This window comes from Microcoleus sp. LEGE 07076 (genome assembly GCF_015207455.1).
Taxonomy (GTDB): Bacteria; Cyanobacteriota; Cyanobacteriia; order Cyanobacteriales; family Microcoleaceae; genus Microcoleus.
The window spans coordinates 17,780-37,846 of the sequence record NZ_JADEWV010000013.1 but is presented as its reverse complement, the minus strand read 5'-3'; the positions used below and the strand labels follow the sequence as shown (position 1 = coordinate 37,846).

The following is a 20,067-nucleotide window of genomic DNA, read 5'->3' as shown; positions in this document are numbered from 1 at the left end:
GCCCATGCGTAAGTCCTCAACTATCGATCGCCCCTAAAACCCCGCAAACACCCATCCTTCCGTACTTTCACCCAGCTTGGTGAGGTGGGTAAAAAACGGAAAATATTCGTAAATACGTATAATTATACGTATATGAATGGAAAAGCATTCCGATGTTGATAGAGGTGAAAAAGCTATGCTGAGTGAATCTTCGCGTCTGGTGTACGGCGATCGATTAATTAGCGCCACGGAATTGAACCGACAACCGGGTCGAGTTCTGGATTTGGCGATCGATCGCCCGATCACAATCACTCGCAACGACCAGCATTTTGCGTTGCTGCGCCGCGAAGAGATGTCGCTGTTGGTAAAAGCCGCCGCCCTTTCCCTGAGAGTCTTTGAGGTGACGGCCGCTGCTTATCGGTTGCGTCTGGGAGAACAGATTGGTTCAGAACATCCCTATGGGTGGCTGAAAGTATTTGACAAGGATGAACTTAGCGAATTGAGCGCAGAAATAGAGAAAGATTACCGTCTTGTGGAGTCGGAACCTGCGGCTTGGGATCGGATTGAGGCAACGATTTATGAATGGCATGAAAGCGCGATCGCAATTTCTAGTCCTGAACTTGCAACAGCTTTTAGCGACGAAATTAATGAGGTCTTATTGACTCAACCTTTAGTAGAAAATACGACCGAATCGGTTCAGGTATGACGCACTCTACACCTATTCCAGATGATTCAAAAAGCCCAGTATCTCCTGAAGAACAGCCGACACCATCACCGGCAATTCTAGAAGCCGAAGCGGAAAATCCCGCACTAGCGCCTGTGCTGTCAGAGTTGGTAGAACCTCCTGAAGAACCGCTGACAGCACCGCGAACCAAGCAATCTGTTAAAGAAAGCGAAACAGAATCGATCGCACAAATACCTGCATCGCCCTGGTTAGTAGTAGCGAAAAACCGACGGGTTAACCGGGATTGGGAAGCGTTAATGTTACGTGTTCCTGAGAATACTCGTCGGTGCTATCAGGATTTATGTACTGCGCCGATGACGAGAAAACCAAAGAGAGTTTTTCCCTTAAAAGGTAAACTCTACAAAGGTGCGTGGGAGTATGAAGTAACAGGTTCAGACCGAGTATTTTATGTACCGGATGAAGACAAACGCAAAGTGCTTGTTTACTACGCTGGGAGTCATCCTAAATCAACTCCATTTCCTCCGTCAAACAAGTGGTAGGGTGCGTCAGTTGCGAGATTCTTGATCGCCACAAAAAGTCGAGTTCTGACGCACCTTGCCAACCAACTTGGAACGAAACCCAACACCAAAGATCGATCGCCCCTAAAACCCCGCAAACACCCATCCTTCCGTACTTCCACGCAGTGTTTGCCAAAGTTTACAAAAAAAACTTGAGATTTTTGCATAAAACCACCGAGCTCACCCTGATAAATAAACAGGAACAACAAAAAGGCAGTGGGGGCGCGCGATAACTCAGAAACCGGGTTTCTTTGCGAAATCTGGTGAGGATGTGAAAAATATCAGAGAAACCCGGTTTCTTGGACTAAGCGCGTCAGGATTTATGCACTCTTACCAAAGAAACCGGGTTTTTACCAAATTTTTCGACTGCGACGGAATTTCTGCAAACAAACCCGGTTTCTGGGCCCATGCGTACTATCGATCGCCCCTAAATTCCCCAAACACCAGTTATTCCGTACTTCCACGCAGTGTTCACAAAACTTTACAAAAAATCCGTAGAGTTTTGCATAAAAACACTGAGTTCACCCTGATAAGTAAATAGGAAGAACAAACAGGCTTTAGGGGCGATCGCCCCTAAAACCCCAAAAACACCCGTTGTTCCGTACTTCCACGCAGTGTTCACAAAACTTTACAAAAAATCCGTAGAGTTTTGCATAAAAACACTGAGTTCACCCTGATAAGTAAATAGAAGGGAAATTACGAAGCTAATCGCACTTGTTGAGATTTATTCAAAAGTCGTATCGCCCGTAACTTCCCGATCGCAATCCGAACCAAATTCCCAAGGGATATCAGTTTGGGTAAATGACGGATCTACGACAGCTAGAGAGTGCGGAAGTGCGATCGGGCTTGTCGATAGAGTCGCTTTGTCAATTTTCAGAACACATTGTATCTACCACACGAGGATAAGAATCATGGCTACTTCTAACAACTCTTTCAATTCTGCGATCGAAACTTCCCTGCAAGCCGTTTACACCACGTTAAATAATTTTGCCAAGGGTGATGATTTTGTTGCCAAAGCTCAAAGTATTTTCGGCACAAATTTTGATGCTGGTAAGCTAGAAGAAATCCGCCAGCAGTGGATTAACAGCGATTTTGTGTCTTTGCCTGCGATCGAAATTCGTACTGGTTCTGAACTCAAAGGGGCTAATGCTGCTTATGCGGGTTCAAACAATACCATTTATGTTTCCGAAAACTTTTTGACCCAAAACACTGATAATCTTCAAGGGATTACCAGTGTTTTATTGGAAGAAATTGGTCATTCTGTGGATTGGCAGATTAATAATAAAGATACTGAAGGAGATGAAGGAGCAATCTTTACAGCTATAGCTTTGGGTCAAAGCTTAAATTCTTTCACTTTGGATTCAATGAGACAAGAAGATGACTCTACTGTTTTAAATCTAGGCAACTCCAGTATCTTTGTTGAACAGTCAATAGAAACAAAAACTTATTCAAGCGATCTTAGTTTTGGAAAATTTGTTTTTCATGCCAGTACGGCAGAATATCTGAATAAATTCTTGGGACTCAATATAAGTAATTCGTGGAATTATGATTCTGAGGATCGACTCAAACGTACCTTCAACTATGGAGGGACAACAAAATCTTATGATGTAGATCTTGGCTTTACAGACGCGAATATTGGTTTTGGATTGGAGGGGGGTTCGATTACTGCTGGATTTGAAGCAAAAGCAGGATACAATTTGGGAGAACTCAAGCTCGATTTGCCATTTGATTCTTTAATAAAGGCTACTGCTGCCAATACTTTCAATAGTCAAATTACTTTTGATTTCACTCCAAAAGTTGACGGAAGCTTTAATTACATATCACCTTTTGCTTATGCTACTTTAGCTGCTGTTCTTGACTATAATATTGGTGGTTTATCTGCGTTTATAAATGGAGCAGGCTTTAACCAAGCTTTACAATTATTTCCTGCACAAAAAGGGAAAGAGTCATTCGATATTATCAAATTAGATACTCGTCTTGTCCAACAAATCATTGATATACCATTTTTAGAAACGTACATTTTTGCGAGTAATACACCTTCTTCAAAACCCCAAAAAGATGAAAATACATCTAATAAATCAGGTGACAACTCAACTGGAACAATTCCCAATGAAAATAGTGTAAAAGTCAAAGATAATGGGGAATATGCTGTAGATTTATTCGGTGGTTTACTCAGTTTTGGGATGAACCCTCCGGATTTTCCATCTCTTGCAAACATAACTAAAGTCAAGAATGAATATTCTTGGACAATCGAAGAGAAAACTACTTTATTAGAAGGTAAAATGGCTCTTGATAAATTAGTTGCACTTATTCCTAAAATGAAATGGGCAGCAGATTCAAGAGAAGGCTCTTTGGATATATTGGGACAACAAGCATATTTTAAATATGAGTGGCGAGTTTTACCAATAGATTATATACAACAAATAAATTTTGACTACAGTTTGAAGGCTGGTCTAAGAGATTTAGATCCTAAAATTGTTGGAGGAGAATTTAGTAGCGTAAATAACCAGTTTGAAGTTATTGACGACTTGCTAGAAAAAGATTTAGATAACGATTCCAAGATTGATTTGACTCTAGAGTTTAATCCTGAAATATTTCTCGATGCCAATGCTTATTTAGAGTTCCAACGCAAAATCAAGGCTAAAATTGGAAATATTGATTTTAAAGTAGGTGCTGACGTATTAGGTGGGTCTGCTGGATTCGGCGCAGAATTCACTCTTCATGAATTCCCAGAATTAGCAGAGACTCCAGAGAAAATTCCTATTTTCAATGGTAATGCAGCAACTCGTTTTAACGATTTTTATCGACTTATCACAGGAAGCGATCCTACATTTAATCGAATTTCAACAGAAATACCTTTCAATACTATCTTCCCCAATGTAGGAACTGCTGGAGATGATATTTTAAGCTTACCTGAATCTGCTGGTGTTGAAAATCTCTATGGTGAAGCAGGTAATGATGTCCTTTACGGCAATTCATACGCCAACAGAATCATGGGTGCTGAAGACAATGATACTATTTATGGAGGGGTTGGTAGTGATAGTCTTCATGGCGAACAAGGAGATGATTTCTTGCAAGGTGAACAAGGCAATGATTTACTTAATGGAGGAATTGGCATAGATACAATCAGTTACGCCAATTCAGTTAGTGGTGTTATTGTCAACATTGATGAAAACAATAACTATCAACACCAACAAACAGCAGGAATATTTGACCTTGAACCTAATTTTGCAATTGCTTCAGGTCAAGCATTAGATGGTTTTGGTTTTGCAGATAGTATTGTTGCAGTTGAAAATATTGTTGGTTCTTCTTTTAACGATATTTTAATCGGCAATGGTTTAGATAATGTCATTGAAGCAGGTACTGGCAACGATCTTGTTATTAGCAGTGCTGGCAACGACCGACTAGAAGGAAATGGAGGAATTGACACTGTAAGTTTCCGCCGCGATCCTAGCGGTGTTTCCGTCAGCCTGAAAGATGGTATTGCTACAGATGGATTTGGCGGGCAAGATAATATTTCTGGTCTAGAAAATGTTGTCGGTTCTGGCTTTGGCGATCGAATTGAAGGTGACGATGGAGTTAATATAATCACCAGTGGTGCTGGCGATGATATTGTTTATGCCTTAGCTGGCAATGATATTGTTTATGCTGGCACAGATAACGACGAAGTACGTGGTGGCGATGGTAACGACATCATCCTTGGCGAAGCTGGCAGCGACACCCTACAAGGAAATGAAGGTGAAGATACCCTCGACGGCGGGATTGATAGCGACTTTCTCTACGGCAACGCCGGCATCGACATTATCTACGGTCGTGAAGGTGACGACATCATCGACGGCGGCACTGAAAATGACGTACTTTACGGCGAACAAGGCGATGATAAACTCTACGGCCAATCCGGCAACGATATCATCCAAGGAAACACTGGCGAAGACTACGCCGAAGGTGGCAGCGGCCGCGACTTCATCCAAGGCAACGAAGGCAACGACATCCTCTACGGACAAGACGGCAGCGACACCATAGAAGGCAACGCCGATGACGATTTCATCGATGGCGGCAACGGCCAAGATTTGCTTTCCGGCAATACCGGAGATGACAGAATTTACGGACAAGGTGGCAACGATGTCATCCAAGGTAACGAAGGTAACGACTGGCTAGAAGGCGGCGACGGCCAAGACATCATTGATGGGGGTGCCGATGACGATGATATTTACGGACAAGCTGGCGATGACAATCTTTTCGGCAGTCAAGGCCAAGATTACATCGATGGTGGCGACGGCAAAGATACCTTGTTTGGCGGCTTCGATGATGACGTACTTTTAGGTCAAGCTGGCGACGACACTCTCAACGGCAACGCCGGAAATGACGAATTATTTGGCGGTACTGGCAATGACTCGTTAATCGGAGAAATCGGCGACGATTTAATTGACGGCGGCGAAGGAATTGACCTCGTTAATTACATCAATTCTCCTCGTGGCGTTATCGTTAATATTGACGAAAATAGCGACTACGAAACCAACACCAAACAACGTTTCAAAGAATTCGTTACCGATGTCAATCCCAGCGAATATTACACCGAACTCGAACGGGATTTTGAAATTGCGGCCGGTACCGGAAAAGATGGTTTTGGCACTACCGATGCTTTGAGAAATTTAGAAGATATCATCGGTACTCCCTTTGAAGACATCTTAATTGGCAACGAAAAAGATAACCGAATTTGGGCATTAGAAGGCAACGATTTATTAGTTGGCAATGGCGGCAATGATTCGTTTTACGGCGGAGAAGGCATCGACATTCTCAGCTACCGCCGCGACCCCAACGGCGTTACTGTCAACTTACAAACAGGCGATGCTACTGACGGCTGGGGAGACCGAGACCAAATTGTCGGCATTGAAAACGTCGCCGGTTCTCGCCATGACGACAACATTACCGGCGACGATACGGTTAACGTTATCACTGGAGATGCTGGGGACGATCGCATTGACGGACTCGGCGGCGACGACAAACTCTACGGCGAATTCGGCAACGACCTAATCTACGGCGGCGACGGCGGCGACAGCATCTACGGCAACCAAGACGAAGACACCCTGTACGGCGAAGCAGGCCGAGACTACATCCGAGGTGGCGATGCCGACGACTTAATCTACGCCGGTAGCGATGACGACACAGTGGCAGGAGACGCGGGTTACGGCAACGACACGATTTTTGGCGAAACAGGCAACGACTTACTCTACGGTGGCGCTGGCGACGACTTTGTGTACGGTGGCGAAGACAAAGACACCATCTACGGCGAAGGCGAAAACGACAAACTCTACGGAGAAGGAGACACCGACTTAATCTACGGTGGCATCGGCGACGACGAACTCTCCGGCGGCGACGACCAAGACACCCTCATCGGCGAAGCTGGCAACGACACCCTCGCAGGCGATGCAGGCGACGACACCTTAGATGCCGGAACAGGCAACGACTACCTCTACGGCGGCACCGGCAAAGACACCCTGGATGCAGGCGAAGGCAACGACCAACTCTACGGCGGCGACGATGCCGACATCCTCCTCGGCAAAGAAGGCGACGACAACCTCTACGGCGAAGCGGGCGACGATTCCCTCGATGCAGCCGAAGGCAACGACAGTCTCTACGGCGGCGACGGCAAAGACATCCTCGATGCCGGAATCGGCAACGACTTCCTCTGGGGAGGTCAAGATGACGACACCTTATTCGGCAAAGCTGGCGACGACAACCTGTTTGGCGAAGGTGGCAACGACAGCCTCGATGCAGGCGAAGGCAACGACAGCCTCTACGGCGGCGACGGCAAAGACATCCTCGATGCTGGAATTGGCAACGACTATCTCTGGGGTGGTCAAGACGACGACACCCTATACGCCAAAGCCGGCGACGACTACCTGTTTGGCGAAGCGGGGGCCGACTTCCTCTACGCAGCCGAAGGCAACGATACCCTTGACGGCGATAGTGGCAAAGACTTTCTGAATGCTGGCGCAGGCAACGACTACCTCTGGGGCGGTCAAGACGATGACACCTTATTAGCCGAAGCAGGCGACGACTACCTGTTTGGCGAAGCGGGCAACGACTCACTCTACGCAGCAGAAGGCAACGACAGTCTCTACGGCGACAGTGGCAAAGACATTCTCGATGCCGGAAGCGGCAACGACTACCTCTGGGGTGGTCAAGATGATGACACCTTATTTGCCCAAGCTGGCGATGACTACCTCTACGGCGAAAACGGCAACGACATTCTCGATGCAGGCGATGGCAACGATTCCCTCTACGGTGGCGACAACCGAGATACCCTGTTCGGTCAAGCTGGCAACGACTTATTAGAAGGCGGTTCCGGCGATGACTCACTCTTGGCAGGCGACGGCAACGATACCCTGCTGGGTCAAGGTGACAGCGACACTCTCTACGGCGGCAGCGGCGATGACATCCTGGAAGGCAATGCGGGAACAGACCGGCTGTTTGGCGAACTCGGCAACGATTCCCTCGATGGCGGTACCGAAAATGACACCCTCGAAGGCGGCGACGGTAACGACATCCTGGACGGTGGTGATAATAACGACAGTCTGTTCGGACAAGTCGGTGATGATACGGTTATCGGCAACCGCGGCGATGACATTGTTGACGGCGGTTCTGGCAACGATTTGCTTCAGGGGAACGAAGGGCGCGATCGAATTTACGGTCAATCCGGCCTCGACACCCTGTTCGGTGGCGACGATAGCGACACTCTCTGGGGAGGAGACGACGCTGACATCTTGCAGGGAGAATCGGGCACAGATACCCTGTTCGGCGGTAACGGCGACGACACCCTCGACGGCGGCGAAGATAATGACAGCCTGTTGGGAGAAGCCGGCCGCGATATTCTCGCAGGTGGCAGTGGTGATGACATTCTGGACGGTGGCACCGAAAACGATACTCTCTCCGGCAACGACGGGCGTGATAAATTATACGGTCGCCAAGGCAATGACCTGTTAGAAGGAAATGCCGATAACGACCAACTGTGGGGTGGAGATAACGACGATACGCTGTTGGGACAAACCGGAGACGACCAACTGTGGGGCGAATCCGGCAACGACAGCCTCGATGGTGGCGATGGTGCCGATCGACTTTTCGGTCAAATCGGCAAAGATACCCTCTCCGGTAACAATGGCGACGACTACTTAGAAGGCGGCGCTGACGACGATAGCATGAGTGGAGGTGCAGGGCGCGATCGAATTTACGGAAACGACGGCAACGACTTCGCCGACGGCAACAGCGGTGACGACTACATCGACGGCGGCGCGAACAACGATACTTTAGCAGGTGGTGAAGGGGACGATCGCATCTTCGGTCAATCCGGCAACGACAGCCTCGAAGGCAACGACGACAACGACTTCCTCGATGGCGGTACCGGCAGCGACACCCTCTGGGGCAACGACGGCGACGACGAACTCTACGGCCGCGAAGACCGAGATTTCATCGACGGTGGCCGCGGCAACGACCAAATCTACGGCGGAGACGCAGCCGACACCCTCCTCGGACAAACCGGAGACGACAACATCGACGGTGGTTCCGGTGGCGACTCAATTCTCGGTGGCGACGGCAGCGACAACATTTGGGCCCAAGCAGGCGACGACTCGATTTACGGCGGCGCTGGCAACGACAACATTTGGGGCAACGAAGACGATGACCTGATTTTTGGAGAAGCAGGCAACGACAAAATCGACGGCGGTTCCGGCTACGACACCATCGACGGTGGCGCTGGCAACGACGAACTGTTCGGCGGTACCGGCAACGACCAATTACTTGGAGGTGCCGGCAACGACAAAATTGACGGCAGCATCGACGACGACAAACTCTTCGGAGGTGCCGGCAACGACTTGATGTTTGGCAGTCAAGGACAAGACACGATGTTGGGCGAAGTCGGCGAAGACACCCTCTACGGCGGCGACGACACCGACTTGATGGACGGCGGCGCGAGTAACGACTTGGTTGTCGGCGACTCCGGCGACGACACTCTCACCGGCGACTCCGGCGAAGACACCCTCGTCGGCGGCAGCGGCAACGACTGGATGGGAGGCGGCAACGGCGACGACTTGATGTTCGGTGAATGCGACAACGACACCATGCTGGGCGGCGCCGGTAAAGATACCCTCGACGGCGGTTGTGGCAACGACTTGCTAACCGGGGAAGCCGGCAGCGACTACCTGTTGGGCAACGAAGGCGACGACAGTCTCGACGGCGGCAGCAGCAACGATACCCTCGACGGCGGTAATGGCAACGACTTCTTAAACGGTGGCAGTGGCAACGACAGCCTCAACGGCAACGACGGCGATGACAGCGTTTACGGGGGCGAAGGCAACAACGTGCTCAAGGGCGGCAACGGTCAAGATTCGCTGATTGGCGGCAGCAGTTCCGACATATTTGTACTGTCGCCAAGTTCGGGACTGGATAACATTTTCTACTTCCAAGCCGATCGCGATTACCTCGGACTCACACAAGACCTCACTTTTGACCAATTGCAAATCGTTCAAGGCGGCGAGAATTATACTAACGATGCTTTGATCAGCATCGCAGGCACCGGCGAACATTTAGCTTGGGTGAAAGATACTCAATTTAGTGCGATCGACAGTTCTCGGTTTATTTCCATCACTCCCGGAGCCCCGCTGCCTGGAGTTTTCAATAATCCCTCGCCTGTCGATTTTTTAACTGGCGAACCTGTTGAGAGTGACGATGTTCTAAGTGCGATCGGTAGCGGTTCTAGCACTAGCTTATCAAGCGCTATTCCTGCATCAATTAGTCTGCCAAACAGCACAAATACTGCACCAATTACTCTATCAAACAGCACGACTACCGCAGCAGCAAGTCTCAACCTGCCATTAACAACAGGTACGACTCCAGCTACTGCAACAGCACCAATTAGTCTGACAACTAGCACGACTTCGGCAGCAGCAAGTCTCAGTTTGCAACCATTAACAACAGTTACTAATCCAGCTAGTGCAACAGCAACTTCTGTCAAAACTACCACCAATGACATCTTGCTAAATGGCGGTTCAATCCCAACCATGAAGACCTTTAGCGAAACCGACGATGACATCTTAATCTACGACACAAAGAGCTTGTTGACTTCTCTCACCAGCGCTCAAACTCAGCCGATCGTTCCTTTGACTGGCGCGATTGTTAGTAGTTCCATTATCCCAACTGCGAATACTGCTGCTAAGGACAACAGCCTCTTAATCACTCCGGCTGCAAGTCCAGTTAATCTACTAGGGAATAGCGGTTTGACTGGCACTTCTACCGTGAAGTAATTGTAGATTCGGTTGAAGGCGATCGAATAAATAAAAACCCGGTTTCTTGAAGAAACCGGGTTTTTTGCAGTTTTTGCGGTATAAAGTTCCTGCTGAGCGACTGCAAGTAACCTTTGCAGCACAACCAAGATCTTTTGCCAGTCCGCTCCAGCAGGGTTGTTATCTCGCTTTGGACTTACTCTAAAGACCACAGATCTTGAAATGCTTTATTGATTAACGAAACTTTTTGCAAGTTAGATGCATGAGCAAGCTTGCTTTGCTGAAACTGATATGTAAGCCAAACTTTATAGCTAAGTCTTGCCATTTTTTCCTCATCAGGGCAAAGAAGATTTCCCATATAAACAGAAAAATATCCTTCCTTTAGTATTAACTTTTCCCGATCACTTTGACATAGTTGCTCTCTTGCCCAGAAGTAGTCAACCCATCTAGAACCGACATTACAAGCTTCCAGATCAATAAACGCAATTTCTCCTGTCTCAGTAACAATTATATTGTAGTTATCGGCAGAAAACACGAGTAAGCTTACTCCATCATTCAACACCTCTAGTCTGAAATCTGAGTTAAACTCATCAACTTCGATTGAATGTAACTTAGCTAATGCAACACCAACTTTGAATATCATGTCCATCCTATCCTGTTCTCTCAAAGATGAAACGTTGACTCCTTCAATGTAAGTTTTCAAAATAGCTAAACCATTCACGGCAATTAAAACAGCAACATGAGAATATCTATTCTCCTCTGTAATTCTCAAAAAGCTGATGATTCTATCTCTAGTCTGATTATTTGAGCATAATCTTAGCTTTATATTTCTACGATCATTCAAAGTTAAGATGAAGACTGGTGAGGCTCCAATGTCAGTAGAAAGCTTAAACTCTTTTAAGAAACTTCTTGGGTTGTTTTTGAGTCTTGCGCGAGAAGCAATGAAGTATTCCAGTATATTCTTTAACAGATCTATCCAGTATTGATCCTGCCAAAGGATAAATTTAAAATCTACAATATGATCTGGCAGATTTCTTTTTTCATCATCAACAAGCACATCTATTTTATGCTCCTTCATTACGTTAATTTTTGGTCTCCCATTACAGCATATGATGTCTTCCACAAGATCTAATAGCTGGTTTTCTAGCAACCATTTTTTTATGAAAGGTTTAGCCTCTTCAGGTCTCGAAGTTAGGATAAAAATATTGCTAAAAAAACTAGAGACTGACATCAACTGAACAATTCCTGTGCGAATCGGACAGATAAAAAAAGAAATAGGTGAATATAAAAACTCTGATCTATCAACTTCTTTCTCAGCCAAAAATGATAGATCTGTACATACTCCGTCAAAATCGAATGCGAACTTTATAGTCATTTTAAAACCTGCTTTAATACAGTTATATTTCGTTCTGCACAGTCAATAAGTTTTTTACTGTAAGGTAGTTGTATGTTTAACCTATCTTTTTCATATAAACCAAAGTCAAGGACATCGTATCTTATGTTTCTAGTGGCTGCCATTATTGGCAAGGAAGTATCAATACTCTTAATGAAATTATGTTTTGCTTGGTAATTAACTTCGCTAGGGTGGGCAAGTCCAAATAAATGAATTTCCGTATTTGGATATTTTTCATCAATCCAGTTACAGATATCGACTCTTCTCACCACGAAAGCCTCTAATTCAGAGCAATTTCTCGTACTCTGAGTTACATCAAATGGAATTCGATATGGAACAGCAATTCTTGAAATATAAGGGATTTGTAGAAGCTCTTGAAATGTTTTACACCAACTTTGAAGACTGGAGCCATGAGCAACACCTAAAATTTTTGTACTAGGATAAAGCTTACTACGCTCAAATGCCTCAGCAAAAGCATAGGTCAACTTAAGAGTAGAGTCCCCATCACCTAGTATTTCTGGAGGTGTTACTAAATCTGGCTGTAACTCGGATGTACTTGTGATTAAGTCATCTGACGACATTGAATAGCCAAGTTCCATGATTCCATTATCAAGAATTAAGAAACGTCCTTTCTTCTTTGCGTCAAGATAGTAGTCTCTATACACAGAGTTTTCTTTAAAAAGATGAACAAAGCACAACTCTATATCGCCCAAAGGGCATAATTCATTCATCATCGAGATAGGAGACTCAAGCGCTAATTCTATAGTCATGATACTTTTCTGTATTAAAATCTAAATAGGATAGTCTTCGGGTTGATACTAAGCTAGAGCATTACTTAATCGAAGAATCTCTTCTTGATAGGTTTTGATAATATCACGATACTTGTCGGCTCCTCGATGTGTATAATACTTAACGTATGCTTCTGCCTTCAGCTTGTGAAGCTGCTGCCGAGAAAGATTTTTACAGATAGTTGGAATTCCAACAGGCTCGTCTAGCCAACGCTCAAGATCTACTTTATATTCATCAATAATTGATTGCCGGAGCGCTTCCATATAACCGTATGTTCCAGGGTGAGCAGTATAAATGTTAAATAAAACATAGTCAGCGTCTAGTTCTACTGCAAAATTTACAGTATCCTGTATAGACTCTTCAGTATCGTTTATTGATCCAAAAATAAAACTAGCAGTACTCCACATACCTGTTTCTTTACAGTACTCAATAGCATTCTTGACTTGTTCATTTTTAGCACCTTTATGCATATCTAGATCGAGTATGTATTGATCTCCAGATTCAACACCAAAAAATACACCACGACAGCCAGCGTCTGCTAACCAATTAGCTATTTCAGAATCAATTTTATCGGTTCTCGTGTTACAGACGAATTCTATCCCTAGCTTTTTAATTTCCGAACAAAGCTCTTTTGTTCTATCTCGTCTCATAGTGAAAGTGTCATCCCAAAACTGAACACTTTTCACTCCAAATTCAGTTGTTAGGAGTTCTAGCTCTTGGACAACATTAGCGACTGAGCGTTCCCTATATTTGCCATCATTCATTCCTCCTTTAGCCGATAGACAAAATGAACATTTAAAACCACATCCTCGAGTTGTAATCATTGTTGCAAAAGGTTCTTGCAATTTCCGATGTGGAGAGGCTTGATACAAGCCTAGTTGGATCTTTGAGTGATCGGGGAATGGGATTGAATCTAAAGGAGGAAGACAAGCATTGTCGGTTCTAACTACTGCCCCGGTTGGTTCTTTAAAGGCGATTGATGGAATTGTCTCCAGAGGTTGACGTTCAAGAAGCATTCGGAAAGAAACTTCTGAATCACCAATGAAAACAACATCAAATGTTTCTAGAGATTCAGAAACTCTAAAGCTAGAATAGGGACCACCTACCGCTTTAACCTTTGCATCTACGCTTTCCGCAATTTGTACACATAGTGGATATGTAGAAGTATTGCTTGTTATTCCAATAATATCTGGATTAAAAGCTTTTATCGCATTGATAAAATGTTCTAGATCAGAGTAAAACTCTCCCTCAAAAATTTCTATGTCTGCAATGTCCTTACAGTACGATTGCAAGTAGAAAAGACCCAAACAAGGAATAATACTTTTCAGCTTATACTCATTTCCATAAATAATTCTAGAAGCTGGAGGATTAATTAAAGCTACTTTCATATTTCTTGCTCACTAGGGTTGAAACTTCATAGATTGGTGTGAAGATAGCTTTGGTTTTTAGCTAAGGTACACGTAAGATATTGTCACATTAAGTTGACGACAAGATTGTTCAAGAACATCATAATATGGTTTCCAGTCAGGTATCTCGCGCGATCTACCATAAAATATAATTTCTGAAACCTGTTTATCTTGAAGCTGCTTGACCAGAATATTCACTAAAGTCTCTAAATCTCCAGCAACCAGCTTTTGATCGTACCAAGGTATTTCACGTTCAACATCTATCAAACCATACTTTCCTGATAATATAAGGAGCGACGTACTTAGCCTTTGACTTTCGCTAATAACAAAGCTAATTCGCCCACTTATATATCGTTGATTCGCAGGCAGTAATGCCTTGTCGTGTCTCTTCTCCTTACTGCAAGTGGTGCATATATATTTCATATGGCTTCTCAAACAATATAAATACTTGATGTTATATTCTGATCCATCGATTCTTTCTAGAACAGGCTCAGATAAAGCTGGAAGTAATGTTAGTTTATTCATCTTCCTTCCATACTCGTGGACAATCCTTAGACTTAAAGAAATCAGCACTCTTATGCTTCGTGCTATCTGTACCCCAATGAATTTCTTTGTCAAGCTTTTGTAAAAGAGGAATGTGCTTTGAACAATGTATGTAGGCTTCTTCTACTTCAACAAATACCCAGCGCTCTGGATATCTTCCATTGGTTGGCTGAAGGTCTTCCATTATTGCCCTTGCCATATCTAATTGATTGGGCAACTCTTGATTCTCAACTATTCGCACCTTTCCATTAACATGCAGACCCACTGTGCTCTGAAAAAAGTCAAGAAAAATCATGCCGATGGACGGGTTTTCCATCATGTTACCAATGCTTGCCATTACACCGTTGCCACGATATTCAGGATAAGCAATCACTCTATCATTGAGAACTCGAACAAAACCAGGAAGACCAGCACGGAATGAGCAATCACACGAACCACTAGCATCTGATGTAGCTATGAATACCATCTCCTGAGTTGAAATAAATTGTTGCATTAGAGGGTTCAGATAATCCAACATCTGCTTGTTGTAAAAAGCGATTGCTCGACTTGTAGTACCAAATTCCTCTTGAGCTTGGTGTTCACCTTTAGAACCAGGAAACTTCATAGCTTTCTTCTGTTTATCAAACATGAAACACATTTCGGATCTAGAAAACCTCAGTGAGCAGCGAGATAGCGCATAATTGTACCGCAGATGTGGTACAATTACATTTCTAGTTGGCTTATCCCGCATATCTGCGGTTTAAACTCCGAACATTCTCAACAGCTTGTTGTCTGCTTTGATTTTAACTCAAAAATAAAAAATAAACCACCCCGATCGCCCTGTCGGTCAGAAAAAGTTACATAATTTTGTAAACTTACGTAAATTACCTCGATCGATTTGAGATTTGAGGTTGACGATCCTTATACTCGGAGTTAGGAATTTTTTTAGATATTTTTCTACTATAGCTGGTTTAAGAGTTCTGTGGGCGAGTAAATGGGGAGGTTGCTACCAATGAAGTCTTTCCGATCGCGCGTGACGATCGCATCAAGTCGATCAATCGTCGCGCAGGCGAGTTGGATACTATCTTCAAAGTCTTTCAGGCCAAGGCTGAGAGCGGTTTCGACGGTTTGGCGATCGACGGCACAAAATCGGAGTCCAGTTAGTAGTCGATGAATGGCAGCAAGGGCGACTTCACGACCTTCGGTTTTACGAATGATGTAGAAAATATTGGTGATGGTAGTTGCGGCGATATAGCCTTCTAAGTTGCCCCGTTCAATTTGCTCGAAAAGGGCGATCGCACTCTCGACAAAGGGTTCCCGTTCCAGGATTAGGTCCAGGACGATGTTGGTATCGATGAGAATTTTCACGGGATGGCTTACTGGTATTTTTGAGTGAGATAGTCGGTATATTCTGTTTGCAGTTCCTCCTCGCTAGGGGCTGCTCCAGACCGTTTGGCGATGCCCCGAAGTCCGGTGAGGGTGCCAGGAGGGATAGCCTGTTGAGGAGTGGCGAGTTGTTTTTGCTGGAGAAATTCAGCGAAGTGGAGGACTTCGTTGATTTGGCTTTCTGGGAAAGTTTGGATCAGTTGATAGAGTCTTTCGGCGGCTGTCATGGCTTTTAGAGGGTGGGTGGGCTTTATCGTCTCCTAACACAACTTTGACATCTTACTTCGATCGCCCTATCGGCAAGAAAAAATGACAAGATCTCAATCTAACTGACATTTGCAAACGCACCGATCGCTTTCACGATCTCCTGAAATGATACAGATTGCAGAAAAGATAGAAGATTTATTGCTTTAGCTAGTAAGTAGGGCGTATCTTCATAATCATCCTTGCTTGGCAGAACAATCTGAATTGGTTTGCCCCGATCGTCAACTCCTTTTTCAAACACAAGCAACCGTGTACTGGGATGACTGACCGATATCCAGTGATTCTCCTGGAGATAGCTAACCACTTCAGCAATATGAAGCTCCTGGATTTGGGGGTAACTTGATAAAACTTCAGGGGTCATCACCATTCTCCTGTTTTGACGTTCTCTATTAAGGTTAGCAAAGATTCTGGGGTCAGGCGTTGCGATCGTGAAATTCTAATCCTGACAGACTGGCGATTTTCGCTGAGGCTACCACTGAGGTACTCCCAGTAGCAGGTTCCTTGCAATCTGAGTTCTGTTTCTTCACAAATGAGCCATTGCATAGAATCCGAGGGCAGGGCTAACAAAATCAGGATACAGGGTGTTGCGCTTCTCATGCTGCGTCTGAGAATCAAATCATTGTAGGTCTTCACCTCCAAGTCATAGACAACCTGAATATCATCGAGTTGCCATTGGGTCGAGGCTTTGAGTTGAAAACTGAGAGAAAAGCCAGATTCAACCCGACGATTTTGGCGTACCACAACCTCATCAAAACTGCCATCCACGCCATAGTCGTATTCCCGAATAGCTAAGTTGAGTCCGGCACGTCCAGCGATCGCACGGACGTATGCACGACTCAAAGCTTCAGCAATATGTTGATCAGTCAGCACGATCGTCTATAGTGAGTGGAACAATTGGCTGAATCCTAGCATGAATAGCCACAAGATTAATTTTACGAAATGCAATCTCACTCATTACTTAATAGTTGAACATCAACTTTACGATCGCCTTCTAATACAACTTTGAAATCTTACTCCGATCGCCCTGTCGGCAAGAAAAAGTAACACGATCGTGCAAACTTACGTAAATTACCTCGATCGATTTGAGACTTGAGGTTGACGATCCTTATGCTCGGAGTTAGGAATTTTTTTAGATATTTTTCTGCTATAGCAGGTTTAAGAGTTCTGTGGGGGAGTAAATGGGGAGGTTGCTACCAATGAAGTCTTTCCGATCGCGCGTGACGATCGCATCAAGTCGATCGATCGTCGCGCAGGCGAGTTGGATACTATCTTCAAAGTCTTTCAGTCCAAGACTGAGAGCAGTTTCGACGGTTTGGCGATCGACAGCACAAAATCGGAGTCCAGTTAGTAGTCGATGAATGGCAGCAAGAGCGACTTCACGACCTTCGGTTTTGCGGATGATGTAGAAAATATTGGTGATGGTAGTTGCGGCGATATAGCCTTCTGGCGTTGCCCCGTTCAATTTGCTCGAAAAGGGCGATCGCACTCTCGACAAAGGGTTCCCGTTCCAGGATTAAGTCCAGGACGATGTTGGTATCGATGAGAATTTTCACGGGAAGAGTTACTGGTATTTTTGAGTGAGATAGTCGGTATATTCTGCCTGTAAGTCCTCATCGTTTGGGGCTGCTCCAGACCGTTTGGCAATACCCCGAAGTCCGGTGAGAGTGCCGGGGGAGATAGTTTGACGGGGGGAGAGTTTTTTTTGGTAGAGAAATTCAGCGAAGTTGAGGACTTCGTTGATTTGGTTTTCTGGAAGGGCTTGGATTAGTTGGTAAAGTTTTTCGGCGGCTGTCATGATTTTTCGGCGGTGAATGGGTTATTGACAGGTTTGTACTTAAATTATTATTGCTGAAGTCCATTTTCAGAGGCGATTTTTCCAGTAGCTTGGATCGCGACGACAACTCACGATCGCCGCAATCACGATTCGATCGGGATAGACTCGATATAATATGGCATAGGAAAACTTGAGGGTCAAATAACGACGAATCTGACTTTCAATAAGCGGCCAGCGTTCTGGTGCTCCAATAATTTTAAATATGGCGTTTTCTATCGTGTCGATGAAATCCTGGTGTCTATCTTGTTGGGCAAAGAATTGCACAGCCTCTGCATATTCTTGCAGGGCGGCTGGGTGAAATTCATATTTCATTGCTTTGAGAGTTGCCGTATTTGGGCCAAGGCAATATCTCCAGGAATGGTTTGGACTGCGCCACTATCAATTTCGGCAATCCGTTCTTGAGCTTTCTTTACTCCTGCCATCAAAATATCTTGTTCGATTTGGCTTGTCATGCTTTCCACAATTTTGTCAATGAGGATAGCTTTGGCTGCATCTGGTAATGCAGTTGCCTCTGAAATGAGTTGGTCTAGGGTTAGCATTGGCTCGTTTGGCTCCAAGGGACTAGCCTGATTTTAACATTCCGCTTTACGATTGCGTGTCTATCAGTCACAATACCGGAAATCACTACTCACCCGCTCCATCACACCGCCGAAAGAAGCCGCCACATTATAGCCGATGCGGATGCCAAAGAGTCCTGCACACGGAGACATCGCTACGCTTTTATGTGAATCCTTCCATGATATCCCACGGACAAACAGGGCGATCGTTGGGCGTTCAATTCATTGATTTACCAGTCCTTGCAGTTGGTTGAGATCGATATGAATTCCTTGGCGCTTCAGATATTGGCTCAAATTGATCTGGATGAATAAATCCTTGAGTTCTTCAGCAATTTCCAGAGGAGAATTGCCAGATAATGCAGTTGTAATCAAACGTTCTGCGACTTGTAATTCACCACATTCGATCGCGAGAGATGCTGCACTGCGGTGGAGGACAGAACGAGTAGGTTCGGCATCAAGAGAGTTAGCAATTAATGCAGCAGCTTGGGTTTCTTTTTCAAAGGCTTGGCGCGTCAATTGGGCAGCCTGTTCTGGAGTTCCCCTCAAACGGGCAACTGCTGCGGCTTCGGCTAAATCCATTGCTTTTTGGTGGAGCGCTTGAATCTGACTCATTGGGCTCTGGCTCCTTCAGGGTTATGCTTGGCACTAATGACGGAAATCGGGTGGCTGAACTCTACTACAATGATATACGCTGGTAAACCTTGTGCATCAGATGCGCGGGTTTGCTCGATTTTCTGCTTGACTCTGGCGTTAATTTGGCTTCGATTGCCTTGGCGAATTCCAGAGACTTCCAAACGTGCCATTCGCTGAAATGGCAATGTGGCGGTTGAATCTTGAATTCCTAACCAGTAGTCAAATCCAGTTCCTTTGCGAGAACGCTCAATGACTGTGAGATTGGTTAATTGAAGAATTAACAGAAACGCGACTGCATAAGCAGCTTGCTCCGTTGCATATTCTTGATCATTCCAACATCGCCGTGCTTGTTCCGTGACGGGTTGCCAATCCAATATGAATGTGGTGGAAAATTCTCCCTCGACTTCGAGTGTTACTCCGCGTTGATGATCTTCATCTGTTAAACAAATCGCACCTGCTTCTGCGAGTGCCGCTCCAAAAGCTGGTGTAATGGCGGGAAGTCCCCGATCGAGGCTCTGTAGGTTTAAGACTTGAATCTGGCTCAAAACGGTTTTGCCTATAGAAACTAAAGGCTCAATTTTACTTTTAATTGCTATGATTTAAGCCGATCGCCCTGTCGGTGAGAAAAAGTGACACGCTCTTGTAAACTTACGTAAATTACCTCGATCGATTGTAATTGTAGATTCGGTTGAGGGCGATCGAATAGATTAAAAACCCGGCTTCTTCAAGAAACCGGGTTTTTTGCAGTTGTTGCGGTTTGTAATATCAAATCCGGATTAGCTAT

At 45.1% G+C, this 20,067-nt stretch carries 18 protein-coding genes; 3 read left to right on the top strand and 15 right to left on the bottom strand.

Going from position 1 to position 20,067, the window contains the following annotated elements; genetic code table 11:
* The first annotated feature begins 175 nt into the window (after positions 1–175).
* From IQ270_RS03795 to IQ270_RS03785, 3 genes are all read left to right on the top strand, one after another.
* A complete protein-coding gene (locus tag IQ270_RS03795; protein ID WP_193971942.1) occupies positions 176–685 on the top strand; it encodes a hypothetical protein in 510 nt (169 codons plus the stop codon).
* Positions 682–1,203, top strand: a complete 522-nt coding sequence (locus IQ270_RS03790) for a hypothetical protein (protein WP_228056057.1) — start codon at positions 682–684, stop codon at positions 1,201–1,203. The genes IQ270_RS03795 and IQ270_RS03790 overlap by 4 nt, the downstream gene beginning before the upstream one ends.
* 929 nt (positions 1,204–2,132) lie before the next feature.
* On the top strand, positions 2,133–10,520 hold the full coding sequence (locus IQ270_RS03785; protein WP_193971924.1) for a calcium-binding protein: 8,388 nt from the start codon (positions 2,133–2,135) through the stop codon (positions 10,518–10,520).
* 175 nt (positions 10,521–10,695) lie between these two features.
* On the opposite strand, the gene IQ270_RS03780 is transcribed toward IQ270_RS03785, so the two are convergent.
* The 15 genes from IQ270_RS03780 to IQ270_RS03710 all read right to left on the bottom strand — a co-directional run bounded on the left by IQ270_RS03780 (position 10,696) and on the right by IQ270_RS03710 (position 19,828).
* Positions 10,696–11,874 (bottom strand): hypothetical protein, encoded by a 1,179-nt coding sequence (locus IQ270_RS03780; protein WP_193971923.1) that lies wholly within the window; start codon positions 11,872–11,874, stop codon positions 10,696–10,698.
* Positions 11,871–12,662: a hypothetical protein gene (locus tag IQ270_RS03775; protein ID WP_193971922.1), complete on the bottom strand. Its 792-nt coding sequence runs from the start codon at positions 12,660–12,662 to the stop codon at positions 11,871–11,873. The genes IQ270_RS03780 and IQ270_RS03775 overlap by 4 nt, the downstream gene beginning before the upstream one ends.
* Before the next feature lie 48 nt (positions 12,663–12,710).
* Complete coding sequence (locus IQ270_RS03770) at positions 12,711–14,069, bottom strand: radical SAM protein (protein ID WP_193971921.1); 1,359 nt, start codon at positions 14,067–14,069, stop codon at positions 12,711–12,713.
* 57 nt (positions 14,070–14,126) lie between these two features.
* A complete protein-coding gene (locus tag IQ270_RS03765) occupies positions 14,127–14,612 on the bottom strand; it encodes a hypothetical protein (protein WP_193971920.1) in 486 nt (161 codons plus the stop codon).
* Positions 14,605–15,258 carry a pyridoxamine 5'-phosphate oxidase family protein gene (locus IQ270_RS03760; RefSeq protein WP_228056056.1) on the bottom strand — a complete coding sequence of 218 codons (654 nt, stop codon included), beginning with the start codon at positions 15,256–15,258 and terminating at the stop codon, positions 14,605–14,607. Before IQ270_RS03760 ends, IQ270_RS03765 begins: the two co-directional genes overlap by 8 nt.
* A 311-nt stretch (positions 15,259–15,569) precedes the next feature.
* On the bottom strand, positions 15,570–15,977 hold the full coding sequence (locus IQ270_RS03755) for a PIN domain-containing protein (RefSeq protein WP_193971919.1): 408 nt from the start codon (positions 15,975–15,977) through the stop codon (positions 15,570–15,572).
* An 8-nt stretch (positions 15,978–15,985) separates the two neighbouring features.
* Entirely contained in the window at positions 15,986–16,222 is a 237-nt protein-coding gene (locus IQ270_RS03750; protein ID WP_193971918.1) for a DUF2281 domain-containing protein, read from the bottom strand.
* A gap of 98 nt (positions 16,223–16,320) precedes the next feature.
* Positions 16,321–16,620 (bottom strand): hypothetical protein, encoded by a 300-nt coding sequence (locus tag IQ270_RS03745; protein WP_193971917.1) that lies wholly within the window; start codon positions 16,618–16,620, stop codon positions 16,321–16,323.
* Complete coding sequence (locus tag IQ270_RS03740; protein ID WP_193971916.1) at positions 16,620–17,129, bottom strand: DUF4365 domain-containing protein; 510 nt, start codon at positions 17,127–17,129, stop codon at positions 16,620–16,622. The genes IQ270_RS03745 and IQ270_RS03740 overlap by 1 nt, the downstream gene beginning before the upstream one ends.
* Before the next feature lie 274 nt (positions 17,130–17,403).
* Positions 17,404–17,745, bottom strand: a complete 342-nt coding sequence (locus IQ270_RS03735; RefSeq protein ID WP_228056055.1) for a PIN domain-containing protein — start codon at positions 17,743–17,745, stop codon at positions 17,404–17,406.
* A gap of 75 nt (positions 17,746–17,820) precedes the next feature.
* Positions 17,821–18,054 carry a DUF2281 domain-containing protein gene (locus tag IQ270_RS03730; RefSeq protein WP_193971915.1) on the bottom strand — a complete coding sequence of 78 codons (234 nt, stop codon included), beginning with the start codon at positions 18,052–18,054 and terminating at the stop codon, positions 17,821–17,823.
* A 66-nt stretch (positions 18,055–18,120) separates the two neighbouring features.
* A complete protein-coding gene (locus IQ270_RS03725; RefSeq protein ID WP_193971914.1) occupies positions 18,121–18,405 on the bottom strand; it encodes a type II toxin-antitoxin system RelE/ParE family toxin in 285 nt (94 codons plus the stop codon).
* The gene (locus IQ270_RS03720) at positions 18,402–18,632 is read right to left on the bottom strand and encodes an addiction module protein (RefSeq protein ID WP_193971913.1); all 231 of its coding nucleotides are present in this window, start codon (positions 18,630–18,632) and stop codon (positions 18,402–18,404) included. Before IQ270_RS03720 ends, IQ270_RS03725 begins: the two co-directional genes overlap by 4 nt.
* Before the next feature lie 240 nt (positions 18,633–18,872).
* Positions 18,873–19,262 (bottom strand): hypothetical protein, encoded by a 390-nt coding sequence (locus IQ270_RS03715; RefSeq protein WP_193971912.1) that lies wholly within the window; start codon positions 19,260–19,262, stop codon positions 18,873–18,875.
* Positions 19,259–19,828 (bottom strand): hypothetical protein, encoded by a 570-nt coding sequence (locus IQ270_RS03710; protein WP_193971911.1) that lies wholly within the window; start codon positions 19,826–19,828, stop codon positions 19,259–19,261. Before IQ270_RS03710 ends, IQ270_RS03715 begins: the two co-directional genes overlap by 4 nt.
* Between the last annotated feature and the right edge of the window lie 239 nt (positions 19,829–20,067).